Below are 13,858 nucleotides of genomic sequence, written 5' to 3' on the forward strand. Positions count from 1 at the left end.
GATCAGGAGACCCTCGATGACTTCCCCCAGCCCCGTGTCCATGGAACGACTGGCACAGGTCGGTGCCTCGCACGTGTGCGACGTCCGCGGCGGCGAAGGGGCCCTCGACGGGGGCATCCGACCGGTCTGGCGCGGGCCGTCGTTCGCCGGTCCCGCCCGTACCGTGATCGCGCCGGCCGGCCACAACGCGGCCGTCCGCGCGGCGGCCGCCGAGGCGCAGCCCGGCGAGGTGCTCGTCGTGTCCGGTGCCGGCTTCACGAGTCGCGCCGTGGTGGGCGACCTGATCGGGCGCCGGCTGCTCGAGGCCGGCGTCATCGGCGTCATCGTCGACGGCGCGGTGCGCGACGTGGCGGGCTTCGAGATGCTCGGCCTGCCGGTCTACGCCCGGGCCACCTGCCCGGCCGGCCCGCTGCCCGGCAACGACGGCGAGACCCAGGTCATCGTCGGCGTCGGCGGCCAGGTGGTCCGCCCCGGCGACGTCGTGGTGGCGGACGCCGACGGCGTCGCGATCATCCCGGCCGAGGAGCTGACCGACGTCGCGACCCGCGCCGACGCCGCCGAGCAGCACGAGCGCCAGTTCCTCGAGGCCACCTACGCCCACTGAGACGTCCGGCCGACCCGGCCCCTGAGCTTGTCGAAGGGACGCCTCGACAGGCTCGGCGATCGGATCGGTCCCTGAGCCTGTCGAAGGGACAGGCACGGCGAGCGGGGAGCGGTCAGGCGGTCCGGGCCGCCGCCCTCAGGCGGGCCACCTCGGCGCGCCCGTGTGCGAGCCTCTCGTCGTCGCTGTCGCTGCCGCCCGCTGCCGCGACGTCGTGGGCCAGGTCCAGCACCGCTCGGCGCAGGTGCCGGCGCGCGCGTCGGGCCCGGCGGTCCGGAGCGGACTTGCGGGACGCCTTGCGCGCGGCCTTGTCGAGGACCTCGTCGAGCTCGCCGGCCGTGACGGTCCCGGCCTCCACCTCGGGCGCGAGGACGTCACGGACCAGCTGGTGCTCGCGCGGAGCCGCCGCCCGGAAGGCCAGGTGCAGCGCGGTGAGGCCCAGCACGACCGAGGCGAGCGCGACGCCGAGCGTGGCGAAGGCGTTGCCGAAGCCCAGACCAACGGCGTCGTCCCAGGTGAAGTGCAGGAACACGCCCGCGGCGACGAGGGCCAGGCCGCGTCCCACCCGGCGCGGCTGGGCGACCGTGCCGATCAGGTACACCGCACCGGCGCACACGAGCGCGCTGAACAGCGGGTGCGAGACGAAGCTGGCCCCGATCCGACCGGCGGTCAGCTCCACCGCGCTGCGGACCGGGTCCATGCCGAACCCGTTCCAGGTCGCGTTGGTGGCGTAGAGGAAGTCCTCGAGGACGCCGAAGCCGAGACCGATGAACGCGCCGAGAACCAGCCCGTCGTTCGCGGTGCGCACCAGGCGCGGGGCCAGTCCCATCAGGAGCACGAACCCGCAGAGCTTGGCCGCCTCCTCGGTGAAGGGGGCCGTGGCGCCGGCCGCCCAGTTCGCGGCCCAGTCCTGGCCGAAGAGCTTGGCGTACAGGCTGAGCATCGCGGTGTTGACGGTGAGCGCGAACGCGAAGGTGCCGGCGATCCCGCCCCAGACGAACGCGGCGGCGACGAGGGGTCCGGGCTGCCGCTCCCACCGGTCGATGTGGCGGAACCACAGGAACCACGCGAGGCCGCACAGGCCGCAGAGCACGGCGGAGACGGCGAACGACTCGGCGAAGAACCCGGCCGTCGGCTCGTAGTAGGAGAACGTGTGGACGGCGCCGACCGCGGTCAGCGCCACGTAGACCCAGAAGCAGAGGTTGCGCGGCTGGACGAGCACGAACCGCTCGCCCCAGCCGGACACCTCCAGGGCCTCGTGCTGGCGCCGCAGGGCGCCGGCGGGGGCCTCGGACGCGGGGCCGGCGGTGGGGACGCTCATGCGGGCTCCTTCTCGGTGGCGCGGACGCTCGTGATCATCTGCTCGATCTCGGGTGCGGCGGCACGCAGCTGCGCCGGCGGACCGTAGACGGTGATCCTCAGGCCGGTGCCGTCGATGACCAGCGCTCCGACCATGCCGTCCCCCTGCTCGCTGCTGTAGCTCTGCACCACGCCGACGTCGCCGTCGTCGGTGGTCACGGTCGTGACAGGTCCCTCTGCGGTGAAGCTCGGGTCGTACGTGGCGCTCGTGACCTTCTCGACCTGCTCCAGCAGCTCGGTCGGCGTGCCGTCGAAGTCGTCGGGCTGCACGATCAGGATGACGCCGTCGCTCGCGACGGTGGCGGTGCCGCTGGTCTCCACCGAGCCACCCTGGCCCACGCGGTAGCCGCTCTCGACGTTCCATCCCGTGGCCGGGGTGAACGCGACGCCGTCGGCGAGCGCGAGCTGCTCACCGGGCTCGACCGGGTCGTCCCAGGCGATCGCGTCGTCGACGCGTGGCACCACGACCGTGCTGAGCAGGAACACTGCGATCACGAACAGCGCGTAGGGGAACGAGCGCGTGTCGAGTCCGAGGAACCGGTGCTCGACCGGCACCCTGTCCCGTCTCGTGACGCTGGGGATGGCGGGCATGGCGCTCCGTCCGGTCAGGGCGGGCCGAGGCCCAGGTGGCGCAGACGCTACGGCACCGGGACGGCGAGCGCCTGGCGGCAGCCCGCCCCTGGCCGCATGCGGCCGGGTGACGCTCCTCGCAGCGACGGGGACGCCACGGGAAGGCTAGGGTCGGGCTCGTCCTGCAGTACCCCCCGGACCCTGGGAGACCGCACGTGACCCATCCATCAGCAGGACCATCGCGGGCCCGCCGCCCGCGGGTGCCCGTCGAGCAGCGGTTCCTCGGCCTCGACCGGCGCTCGCTCGTGCCCGGGCTGGTCGTCATCGGGATCTGGGCGCTGTGGAGCGTCGTCGTCCCGCAGGTCGACGACGCCGTGGCCTACGACGACACGGTGCGGGCCGGCGACCGCTTCAGCCTCACCGAGGACCTGGCGTTCACGCCCCCGACCGGCTGGAACGTCGTCGAGGGCTTCCGCACGACCGAGGAGCCGGCGGCCGGCCCCGGCGGACAGGTCCAGGTGAGCGACGGCACGCTGAGCGTCGTCGTGGTCCCGGACGACTTCGACGGCACGCCGTCCGAGCTGCTCGACCAGGTGACCGACGTGGACGAGGCCACGACCGACGCGTTCAAGGTCGAGGGCGAGCGCTACACCGTGACCACGCGAGCCGGCGCGACCGGCGTCGCGGAGGGCTTCACCACGCCGCGCTCCCAGGGCACCATCACCGCGTTCGTCATCGATGGCACCGGCGTGGAGTTCAACGTCGTCGGCACCACAGCCCAGCTCGCGGCGCACGCCACCGAGCTCACCCAGATGATCGAGAGCCTCGGTCCCTGGGACGCCGCGCCGACCGAGGAGGGGGCGTCATGACCGCCGAGATGCGAGAGACCCCGCCCGACCTCGAGGCCGCCGCCCGGCGCTCCGCCGCCCTCGAGGTCTCGGGCTGGGGTCAGCCGTTCCACCTGCTGCAGCCGCGCAACCTGTGCCTGTGGGTCTGGGGCGTCTTCGTCGTCGTGGGCCTCGTGCACATGGTGCAGATGCTCGCGCCGCTGTCCGGCTACTACTCGCAGGCGTTCTCCGCCGCCCTGGTCATCGCGGTGGTGAGCACGCTGGTGTGGGGCTGGTGGTTCCACCACCTCGACCGGTTCGAGCGCCAGCCGTTCAGCCTCGTCGTCCTCTGCTTCGTGTGGGGCGGCCTCGCGGCGACGTTCGCCATCGGGGTCAACGCCAACGGCGCTCTCGGCTCGCTGTACACGAAGCTCTTCGGTGCGGTGTGGAGCGCGAACTGGCAGGCCGGCCTGAGCGCGCCGTTCGTCGAGGAGAGCGCCAAGGCCGCGGGCTTCGTGCTCGCGCTCGGGCTCGCGCGCCACCTCGTCCGCACGCCCGCCGACGGCGTGCTGCTCGGCGCCTTCATCGGGCTCGGGTTCCAGACGTTCGAGGACTTCCTCTACGCGATCATCTCCGCGACGGGCTCGTTCGGCTCCGACCAGCTGGGAGCCGTCACGGGCGGCATCGCCACGCGCATCCTGTCCGACGTCGTGTCCCACCCGATGTTCTCCGCGCTGGTCTGCGCAGGTCTGGTCTACCTGCTCGGGACGCCCGCCCAGCCGCGGCGCGTGGGCCGAGGGCTGCTGCTCGTCGGGTCCGGCGTCGGCATCCACCTGGTCTGGGACTCGATGCTGGCCATCTCCCGCGGGAACAGCTACGCGTCGTTCGCGGTCATGGTGACGACGATGGTGGCGTCCCTGGGCATCCTGTGGTGGGCGTTCCGGGCCAGTGACGGCCGCGAGCGCGAGCTGGCTCGCGACATCCTGGCGCCGGAGGCCGAGACGGGCGTCCTGACGCCCGTCGAGCTCGACGCCCTCACGACCCGCGACGCCCGCAAGGCGTACCTCAAGGGTGCGGGGAGTCGGAAGCAGCGCCGGGCCCGGCGCCACGTGCTGACCGCGGCGATCGAGCTCTGCGCCGACCTCGCGTCGTCGCAGGGCGAGGACTCCGAGGACGTCCGGCACGGGCGGGCCGAGGTCGTCCGGCTGCGTGAGCGGGCCGGGGCCGTGCCGGCCTAGCCGGGGGGTTGCTCACCTCGACGCTCCCTCACCCCGGACGGGGTGGGGGAGCGTCGTCGTGTGACGCACGTGTCACGATCCGGCCGTTCATCGGGGTGGCCGCCCCCATCCGGCTCGCTTAGGTTGAAGCATGACGTCACCGGGGTGGACGAAGAAGACCGCTGCTGCCTTGGGGGGTCTGCTGGCGACAGCGGTGCTCGTGCCCCTGTCGCCACCGGCGCAAGCCGACTTCGCCGCCCAGTGCGCTTCTCCCACGCGCGCGCTCGACGGCAACCGCTCGGCACCGATCACGCTGGCCGCGGGGGAGACCCTCCTGCTGACCGCCGGCACCTTCACGGGCGGCGTCGACGCCTTCCCGGCCGGCTCGACCCTGTGCGTGTCGCCCTCCGCCACCTTCGACCCGGGCTACGTGAACAACGCCGCCGGTGCGCTCGTCGTCGCCTCCGGCGGTGAGGTGACGCTGCCGAGCATGGTGGCGGCCACCGGGTTCTCGCTCGAGAACGAGGGAACCGTCACGGCGCAGACGCTCAACATCAACGGCACCGCCCGCATCCGCAACCTGGCCAGCGGCACGCTGGTCATCCGCGACGCGTTCTCGCCCGCGACCGGCGCCGTGATCAACGACGGCGAGATGGAGGTCCGCGCCGGATACCGGATCAACGAGTCCGCCTCGCTGGAGAACAACGGCGCCTTGCTCGTTCGGTCCGCCCTCATCGTCGACGGACGGCTCCAGAACGCCGGTGCCGTGGCGGCTGAGGCCGTGGAGGTCAACGGGTCGTCGTCCCTGCACAACCAGTGCGTGCTCGTCGCGCAGGGGTCCCTGCGCAACGATTCGGCGACCTCGCTGAACGAGGGCTTCGTCCTGTCCGGTGCGACGTTCACCAACAACGGCACCTGGCGCCAGACCCTGGCCGGTGCGGTGCTGGCCACCGGCCTGTCCAACGACGGCACCGTGAACGGCTTCGGCCGATACCGGATCTCCGGCACCACCCGGACGCAGGGCACGTTCACCGGCGACTCGCCGGCGTCGCCGATCGTCGTCAACGACACCACCCCGCCGACGCCGCCGCAGATCTTCGACCAGCAGTCGGGCACGGTCGCCAACGTCGTGGCTGCCGCGTTCTCCTCGATCCCCGCCGACGACTACCCGACGCCCAGCTGTGCGGGCACCAACGTGCGGCCCAGCGCGGACCTGGACGTCTCCAAGTCCGGTCCCTCCACCGTGCTCGCGGGTGACACCGTCACCTACACGATCAGGGTCACCAACATCGGCCCGTCCGCCGCGGAGGACGTCGAGATCGGCGACCAGCTCCCGGCCGGACTGACGAACGTGACGGTCTCGGACGGCGGCACCGTCGGCAGCGGCGAGGCGGCCTGGGAGCTCGGCACCGTGGCTGCGGGCCAGACGGTCACGCTCACTGTCACCGGCACCGCGCCGGCGTCCGGCACCCTGGTCAACGGTGTCACGGGCACCAGCACCACCCCCGACCCGCACCCGGGCAACAACAACGGCATCTCGCCGTCGGCGAAGGTCACGACCGAGGTCGCGGCCCCGATCCCGGTGAACGCCCCGCCGGTCGCGTCCCCGGCCACGTACGACACGCTCGTCGATCGCGGCACGGCCCACCGCCTCGGCGTGAGCGACCCGGACGACGGGCAGCAGCTGCGCACGACGCTGCAGTCCGGGCCGAGCAACGGTCGAGCCGTCGTGCTGCCGTCCGGGGTGTTCACCTACGTGCCGGACGAGGGCTTCACCGGCACCGACACGTTCACCTACGAGGTCTGCGACAACTTCGACCCGGCCGCGTGCGACACCGCGACGATCACGATGAACGTCCGGCCGGTGGCGGTCGACGACGTCGCCCAGACCACCCTCAACACGCCGGTCACCGTGACCGAGCAGGTCAACGACCTCGGTGACGGCGTCACGGTCACGATCGTGGACCCGCCGAGCAACGGCGTCGCGCTCGTGCAGCCGGACGGCAGCATCCGCTACACGCCGGCACCGGGGTACGAGGGCACCGACAACCTGACGTACCGCATCTGCTCGGTCGACAACCCGGCGCTGTGCGACGACGCGGAGGTCGACCTGCTGGTCCGCTCGGCGAACAACCCGCCGACCGTGCCCGACGAGCTGCTGCGCACCGTCACCGAGCGGCCGGTCGACGGGACGCTGCGCGGCACCGATCCCGACGGCGACGCCGTGAGCTACGTGGTCGCCCGCGACCCGCGCAACGGCACGGCGACCGTCACCGGCTCGGGCGTCACCTACACGCCGAAGGCCGGCTTCTCCGGGCGTGACGACATGTCGGTCATCGTCTGCGACGACGGCGCGCCGAGCCTGTGCGCGAGCGGCACCGTGAGCTTCGAGGTGTCGCCGCTGGCGACCGACGACCGCGCGCGCACCCAGCCGGGACGGCCGGTCGCGCTCGACTCGCTGGCCAACGACAAGGGCAGCGTCGGCGCCCCCGTCGTCGTCGACGACCCGAGCGACGGCACCGTGGTGTGGCGCGACGGGCGATTCGTCTACACCCCCGAGGACGGCTTCACCGGCACCGACCGCTTCACGTACCGCATCTGCTCGGCCGGCCCGGACCCGCTGTGCGCGGAGGCCGAGGACACGATCGTCGTCGCGGCGGCTCCCGCTCCCGACGACGGTGGCACCCCGGGCGACGAGGGCAGTGGTGGCCCCGGTGACCCGGGCGACGGCGGCAGCCTTCCCGGCGGGCTCCCGGACGCCGGCGGTCCGGCCGGCTGGATCGCCGCGCTCGGCGGCCTGCTGCTCGCAGGCGGCGCGTGGCTGATGCGCCGTCGCGTCCGTCCGGTCACCGCCTGACGCCGGCGGGGCTCAGGCCCGGCCGGACAGGTGCTCGCCGAGCCGCAGGAACGCCGGCACGATCGGCACCTGCGGCACGGCGGGCGAGACCACCTGCGACGCCAGGTGGACCACCACGAGGTCCAGGCCCGGCGAGACGAGCAGCCGCTGGCCGTGGATGCCGCTGGCCATGAACGACCCGTACGGATCGTTCAGCACCCACCACAGGTCGTGGTACGACAGCGTGGCCGGGGAGTCCGGCGGCGCGGCCGGCAGCCGGACACGCTGCGGGTAGCCCTGCGGCACGCCGCTGACGATGGTGGTCGCGACCTCCTCGGGCACGACCTGACGACCGTCGACGGTGCCGCCTGTGCGGAGCATCTCGCCGAGCCGGGCCATGTCGCGGGCGGTGGCGCTGAACCCGCCGCAGGCCGCCTCGACCCCGTCGCCGTCCACGACGTAGTAGGCGTCCTCCTCCATGCCCAGGCGCGACCACAGCACCTCGGACAGCAGGTCGGAGGTGGTCGTCCCGGTGACGGCCCGCAGCACGGCGGCGAGCGCCTCGACGTTGCCGTTCTCGTAGCAGAACTCCTCGCCGGGAGCGCCGGTCGCGCGGGCGGTCAGCAGGTGCTCCCGGATGGTGTCGGGCCCGCGGTAGTCGTGCGGACGCAGGCTGGGGGCGACCACGGCCTGGTAGCGCAGCGCCTCCCGCGGCTTGTCGAACGGACGTCCGGCGTAGCTCACCCGGGTGCCCATGTGCAGCAGGTCCTGGACCCGGGCCTCGCCGAACGCCGTGCCCGCCAGCTCAGGCACGTAGTGCGCGGCCGGCCGGTCGCGGTCGAGCCGGCCCTCGTGCGCGAGGGTCGCGGCGACCAGCCCGAGGTAGGACTTCGCGGTGGACGCGTTGAAGTGCGGGTCGTGCGGTCGGGTGCCGTGGCGGTGCTGCTCGTGCACCACCTCCCCGCGGTGCAGCACGAGCAGCGCGTCGGTGTGCGCGGCGGCCAGCAGGGGCTCCAGCCGCAGCGGCCCGGCAGCCGTCTCGACGAGGTCGAGCTCGTCCAGCCCGACCGGCCGTGCGGGCAGCGGACGCGCCGGGCCGGGCCCGCGCCAGACGCGGCGGGTGGGCGACAGCTCGCGTCCGGCGGTGGTGAACCGGCGCACCCACTCGGGGTCCGTGTACCCGCGGTTCCAGCGCAGGTCGCTCAGCGGGGCGGTGTCGAGCATGCGTGGCCTCCTCGTTCGCGCCCGGGAACGGACGTCACGAGACACGATACTGGACAGAGTGTCCAAGATCGTAGGGTCGTCGTCGCCGCGCCGACCTCGCCGCCCGCGCCTAGCCTGGACGCATGGAGTTCCGGTACCTGGGCCGCAGCGGCCTCAAGATCAGCGAGATCATCTACGGCAACTGGCTGACCCACGGGTCGCAGGTCGAGAACGACGCGGCGATCGCCTGCGTGCGGGCCGCCCTCGACGCCGGCATCACCAGCTTCGACACCGCCGACGTCTACGCCAACGGCGCCGCCGAGACCGTGCTCGGCGAGGCGCTGAAGGGCGAGCGCCGCGAGTCGCTGGAGATCTTCACGAAGGTCTACTGGCCGGTCGGGCCCAAGGGCAAGAACGACGGCGGCCTGTCGCGCAAGCACATCCACGAGGGCATCGACGCCAGCCTGCGCCGGCTCGGCACCGACTACGTCGACCTCTACCAGGCGCACCGCTACGACCACGAGACGCCGCTGGAGGAGACGATGCAGGCGTTCGCCGACGTCGTCCGCGCCGGCAAGGCGCTCTACATCGGCGTGAGCGAGTGGGACGCCGAGCAGCTGCGCGCCGGCCACGCGCTCGCCCAGGACCTCGGCATCCAGCTCATCTCCAACCAGCCGCAGTACTCGATGCTGTGGCGGGTCATCGAGGGCGAGGTCGTGCCCGCCTCCCGCGAGCTCGGCGTCTCGCAGATCGTCTGGTCGCCGATCGCGCAGGGCGTCCTCACCGGCAAGTACCAGCCCGGCCAGGCTCCGCCCGAGGGCTCGCGCGCCACGGACGAGAAGGGCGGCGCGCAGATGATCTCGCGCTTCATGCGCGACGAGGTGCTCGAGGCGGTGCAGCGGCTGAAGCCGATCGCTGACGACCTCGGCGTCGAGCTGGCCCAGCTGGCCGTCGCCTGGGTGCTGGCCAACGACAACGTGGCCGGCGCCATCGTCGGCGCCTCGCGTCCCGAGCAGGTCACGTCCAACGCCGCGGCCGCCGGCCTGAAGCTCGAGGCCGACGTGCTCAAGGCGGTCGACGAGGTGCTCGGCACCCTGCCCGAGACCGACCCGGCCAAGACCGTGTCGCCCGAGACCCGCCCGGCATGACGTACGCGGTCTGGGCGCCGCTGCTCGAGCGCGTCCGCGTGCAGGTCGACGGCGACGTCCACGAGATGCGCCGCGACACCGCCGGCTGGTGGCACGCGGACGTCGCCGAGCGAGCCGGTGCGCGCTACGCCTACCTGCTCGGCGACGACGAGCAGCCGCTCCCGGACCCGCGGTCGCGGCGCCAGCCCGACGGCATCCACGAGGCCTCCGAGCTCTACGACCACGGTGCGTTCGCCTGGACCGACGACGGGTGGACGGGGCGCCAGCTCGCCGGCTCGGTGCTCTACGAGATGCACGTCGGCACGTTCACGCCGGCGGGGACGTTCGACGGCGCGATCGAGCGGCTCGACCACCTCGTCGACCTCGGCGTCGACCTGGTCGAGGTGCTGCCGGTCAACTCCTTCGACGGGCCGCACGGCTGGGGCTACGACGGCGTCCTGTGGGGCGCGGTGCACGAGCCCTACGGCGGCCCGGACGGGTTCAAGCGCTTCGTCGACGCCTGCCACGCCCGCGGCCTCGGCGTCGTGCTCGACGTCGTCTACAACCACCTCGGCCCGTCGGGCGCGTACCTGGACCGGTTCGGGCCGTACTTCGCCGGGCAGAACGACTGGGGGCCCGGGCTCAACCTCGACGGCGAGCACTCCGACGAGGTGCGCCGCTACGTGGTCGACAACGCGCTGTCGTGGCTGCGTGACTTCCACGTCGACGGGCTGCGGCTGGACGCCGTCCACGCGCTCGTCGACCAGCGGGCGGTGCACGTGCTCGAGCAGCTGGCCGAGGAGGTCGAGGCGCTGTCGGCGGGGGTCGGACGTCCGCTGTCGCTCGTCGCCGAGTCCGACCGCAACGACCCGCGTACCGTCACCTCGCGCGAGCGCGGCGGCCTGGGCATGGACGCCCAGTGGGCCGACGACGTCCACCACGCGTTGCACGTGCGGCTGACCGGTGAGACGTCCGGCTACTACGGCGACTTCGCCGCGCAGGGGGCGCTGGCCACGACGCTGCGTCAGGCCTTCTTCCACGCCGGCACGTACTCCACGTTCCGCGGCCGCACCCACGGGCGTCCGGTCGACGTCACGACGGTGCCCGGCTCGCGGTTCGTCGTCTACACCCAGACCCACGACCAGGTCGGCAACCGGGCCACCGGCGACCGGCTGGCCGCGACGCTCTCGCCCGGGCAGCTCGGTTGCGCCGCCGCGGTCGTCCTGCTCGGGCCGTTCACCCCGATGCTGTTCATGGGGGAGGAGTGGGCGGCCAGCACCCCGTGGCAGTTCTTCGCGTCGTTCCCCGACCCCGAGCTCGGCGAAGCCGTGCGCACCGGCCGCCGACGCGAGTTCGGCCGGCACGGCTGGGACGAGCACGACGTGCCCGACCCGATGGACGTCGCCACGTTCGAGCGCTCGACCCTGCGCTGGGACGAGCGCGAGCAGGGTGCGCACGCCGAGGTGCTGGACGTCTACCGCTCGCTCATCGCGCTCCGCCGAGCGCACCCCGAGCTCGCCGACCCGTCGCTGACCCGCTTCGCGGTCGAAGTGGCCGACGACGACTCCTGGCTGGTCATGCAGCGCGGCGACCTGCGCGTCGTCGTGTGCTTCGGTGCCGCTGCGGTCGTGCCGCTCGACGCGGTGGTCGACGAGGTGCTGCTCGCGCCGCACGGCGCGGAGCCCGGCGACGGCGGCGTCCGGCTGGGCGCGGAGTCGTTCGCCGTCGTGCGCGTGCGCCGCTGACCTCAGCCGCGCACGAGCTCGAGCTCGATCTCGGTCGGGTAGGGCGGGAACTCCGCACGCTGGGTGCGCCCGGTCGGCCGCCAGCCGCGGTGCTCGTAGACCTGCCGCGCCCGGTGGTTCTCGGCCAGCACCCACAGCGCCGGTCGCTGCGCGGTCGCGGTCGCCTCGGCGAGCAGAGTCGTGCCGAGGCCGGTCCGCCAGTGCTCGGGCCGCACGCCGAGGTGCAGCACCCGCTCGCCGCGCCAGGCGACGAACGCGACCAGGCGCCGGAGGCCGTCGGGGTCGTCGACGACGCGGACGTCCACGGCGGGCTCGGCCAGCTCGTGGCGCCAGCGGGCGAGCACCGCCGCGGACGGGTACGGGTACTCGTCCGGAGGGAACACGTGCGGCAGCGCCGCGGTCATCGCGGACCGCTCGACGTCCATGAGCTGCTCGGCGTCCTCGAGCCGGGCCGGGCGGGACGCCGGCGCGGGAGGGGTACGCCACCAATGGTCGGCGGCCGTCTCGACCCGGCGCACGGTCACGTCGCCGACGGCGGCCAGGCACCCGGTGGCGACCAGCGCCTCGACCGTCGCGCGGTAGTGGTCGCTCGCCTCGAACGTCGCGAGCGCCGCCGCGTCGCGCCAGAACGTCACGACCTCGCGGTCGAGCCCGTCGCCGACGGCGAACACGAAGCCGTCGCAGCCGGGCGCGTCCTGGAACATCCGGCGCGACCGGGTGCGGGCGAAGGCGTCGTAGACGTCCTCGGTGCCGGGAGCCAGCGTGGTGCGCCACGTCCGCAGGATCACCGCTCGTCCTCCGCACGGCGGGCGCGGTAGGCGGCCACGGCGTTGCGGTTGCTGCACGCGGTGCTGCAGAACCGTCGCGAGCGGTTGCGCGACAGGTCGAGCACGAGCCCCTCGCAGGTGTCGTCGGCGCACACCCCGAGCCGCGAGGTCTCGTCCGCACGCACGACGTCGATCATCGCCATCGCCGTCTCCACCAGGATGCGCGTGGCGAGCGGACGGTCGTCGTCGACCGCGTGCAGGTGCCAGTCGGTGCTGCCGTGGCGGACGAGCTGGGGGAGCGCGGCGTTCTCGCGCAGCATCGCGTTGACGTGCGCCACCGCCTCGTCGCGCGGGCTGCTGAGCAGCGTGCGCAGCGCCGGCCGGATCTCGCGGACGGCCGCCAGCTCGGCCTCGTCGCCGGTGAGCGTGCCGGTGTAGCCGTACCCCTCGTAGAACGCCACGAGGTCGTCGACCGTCGTCATCGTGTCCGGCTCGAGGGCGGAGTTGGCCAGCTCGACGGCCGCGCGCAGCGCCTCGCTCGTGTCATCGGCGAACAGCATGTTGACACCTTACAAGGCCGGACCCTAGTGTCATCTGTCATGACCGCCTTGACCGATGACACCACGTCGATGCCGACGTCCCGCGTCGCCTCCGGCGTCGGCCTGGCCCTGCTGTCGGCGGTCAGCTTCGGGCTCTCGGGCCCGTTCGCCAAGAGCCTGATCGAGACCGGCTGGTCGGCCGGCTCGGCGGTGCTGGTGCGCGTCCTGGTCGCGGCCGGCGTGCTGCTCGTCCCGGCGCTGGTCGCGCTGCGCGGACGCTGGTCGGTGGTGCGGCGGCACGGCCTGACGATCTGCGCCTTCGGGCTGGTCGCCGTGGCCGGCTGCCAGCTGGCGTACTTCCAGGCCGTGGCCCGCATGGAGGTCGGGCCCGCGCTGCTCATCGAGTTCATGTCGCCGGTCGCCGTCATCGCCTGGCTGTGGCTGCGTCACGGGCAGCGTCCCGGACGACTCACGGTGGTCGGCGCCCTCGTGGCCATCGCGGGCCTGGTGCTCGTCATCGACCTCCTCTCCGGTGCGGCCGTCGACGTCGTCGGCGTCCTGTGGGCGCTCGGCGCGATGACGGGTGCGGCCGTCTACTGGATCGTGTCGGCCGGCGACGACGGCGACCTGCCCGGCGTCGTCCTCGCCGCGGGCGGCCTGCTCGTCGGCGGCGTGACCCTGCTGGCCGCCGGCCTGGTCGGCGTCCTGCGCCTGGACGCGTCGGCGTCCGACGTCGTGCTGGCCGACACCGCCCTGCCGTGGTGGTTCGCCGTCGGCGCGCTCGGCGTCGTCACGGCGGCGCTCTCGTACGTCCTGGGCATCGCCGCGGTGCGCCGGCTCGGCTCGCGCCTGGCGTCGTTCGTCGGGCTGAGCGAGGCGCTGCTCGGCGTCCTGCTGGCCTGGCTGCTGCTGGGCGAGCAGCCCCGCGCGGTGCAGGCCGCCGGCGGCGCGCTCGTCCTGCTGGGCGTCGTGCTGGTGCGCCTAGGGGAGCCCCGGGCCGAGGCCCCGGCCTCCCCGACGCCGGTCGACTGACCCGGCGTCGCTCCCTCGACCCGGGGGTGCAGGTG

Annotated in this window: 12 protein-coding genes; 7 read left to right on the plus strand and 5 right to left on the minus strand. The window is 73.5% G+C overall.

The features are described 5' to 3' along the window. The first annotated feature begins 16 nt into the window (after positions 1 to 16). Positions 17 to 604: an RraA family protein gene (locus HGAM_RS18160; RefSeq protein WP_081591828.1), complete on the plus strand. Its 588-nt coding sequence runs from the start codon at positions 17 to 19 to the stop codon at positions 602 to 604. Positions 605 to 716: 112 nt separating this feature from the next. Here HGAM_RS18160 and HGAM_RS06740 read toward each other — a convergent pair whose 3' ends face one another. Continuing rightward, a complete protein-coding gene (locus HGAM_RS06740; RefSeq protein WP_019144712.1) occupies positions 717 to 1,922 on the minus strand; it encodes a PrsW family intramembrane metalloprotease in 1,206 nt (401 codons plus the stop codon). Continuing rightward, positions 1,919 to 2,551 (minus strand): hypothetical protein, encoded by a 633-nt coding sequence (locus HGAM_RS20580; RefSeq protein WP_172636424.1) that lies wholly within the window; start codon positions 2,549 to 2,551, stop codon positions 1,919 to 1,921. Before HGAM_RS20580 ends, HGAM_RS06740 begins: the two co-directional genes overlap by 4 nt. 239 nt (positions 2,552 to 2,790) lie before the next feature. Between HGAM_RS20580 and HGAM_RS18170 the strand changes: the two genes are divergently transcribed. The 3 genes from HGAM_RS18170 to HGAM_RS06760 all read left to right on the plus strand — a co-directional run bounded on the left by HGAM_RS18170 (position 2,791) and on the right by HGAM_RS06760 (position 7,431). Next, positions 2,791 to 3,399 carry a hypothetical protein gene (locus HGAM_RS18170; RefSeq protein ID WP_019144714.1) on the plus strand — a complete coding sequence of 203 codons (609 nt, stop codon included), beginning with the start codon at positions 2,791 to 2,793 and terminating at the stop codon, positions 3,397 to 3,399. Further along, a complete protein-coding gene (locus HGAM_RS06755; protein ID WP_019144715.1) occupies positions 3,396 to 4,595 on the plus strand; it encodes a PrsW family intramembrane metalloprotease in 1,200 nt (399 codons plus the stop codon). Before HGAM_RS18170 ends, HGAM_RS06755 begins: the two co-directional genes overlap by 4 nt. A gap of 130 nt (positions 4,596 to 4,725) precedes the next feature. Then, entirely contained in the window at positions 4,726 to 7,431 is a 2,706-nt protein-coding gene (locus HGAM_RS06760) for an Ig-like domain-containing protein (RefSeq protein ID WP_081591830.1), read from the plus strand. A gap of 12 nt (positions 7,432 to 7,443) precedes the next feature. Here HGAM_RS06760 and HGAM_RS06765 read toward each other — a convergent pair whose 3' ends face one another. Next, on the minus strand, positions 7,444 to 8,634 hold the full coding sequence (locus tag HGAM_RS06765) for a serine hydrolase domain-containing protein (RefSeq protein ID WP_019144717.1): 1,191 nt from the start codon (positions 8,632 to 8,634) through the stop codon (positions 7,444 to 7,446). Positions 8,635 to 8,756: 122 nt separating this feature from the next. On the opposite strand from HGAM_RS06765, the gene HGAM_RS06770 reads away from it, so the two are divergent. Continuing rightward, entirely contained in the window at positions 8,757 to 9,761 is a 1,005-nt protein-coding gene (locus HGAM_RS06770) for an aldo/keto reductase family protein (RefSeq protein WP_019144718.1), read from the plus strand. Continuing rightward, positions 9,758 to 11,485, plus strand: a complete 1,728-nt coding sequence (gene treZ / locus HGAM_RS06775) for a malto-oligosyltrehalose trehalohydrolase (protein WP_019144719.1) — start codon at positions 9,758 to 9,760, stop codon at positions 11,483 to 11,485. Before HGAM_RS06770 ends, treZ begins: the two co-directional genes overlap by 4 nt. Before the next feature lie 2 nt (positions 11,486 to 11,487). Here treZ and HGAM_RS18175 read toward each other — a convergent pair whose 3' ends face one another. Continuing rightward, entirely contained in the window at positions 11,488 to 12,273 is a 786-nt protein-coding gene (locus HGAM_RS18175) for a GNAT family N-acetyltransferase (RefSeq protein WP_019144720.1), read from the minus strand. Continuing rightward, complete coding sequence (locus HGAM_RS06785) at positions 12,270 to 12,812, minus strand: CGNR zinc finger domain-containing protein (protein WP_019144721.1); 543 nt, start codon at positions 12,810 to 12,812, stop codon at positions 12,270 to 12,272. The genes HGAM_RS18175 and HGAM_RS06785 overlap by 4 nt, the downstream gene beginning before the upstream one ends. A 39-nt stretch (positions 12,813 to 12,851) precedes the next feature. Here HGAM_RS06785 and HGAM_RS18180 point away from each other — a divergent pair, with 39 nt between their 5' ends. Beyond that, positions 12,852 to 13,823 (plus strand): EamA family transporter, encoded by a 972-nt coding sequence (locus HGAM_RS18180; protein WP_019144722.1) that lies wholly within the window; start codon positions 12,852 to 12,854, stop codon positions 13,821 to 13,823. Positions 13,824 to 13,858 lie beyond the last annotated feature (35 nt).

The organism is Aeromicrobium massiliense JC14, assembly GCF_000312105.1.
Lineage (GTDB): Bacteria > Actinomycetota > Actinomycetes > Propionibacteriales > Nocardioidaceae > Aeromicrobium > Aeromicrobium massiliense.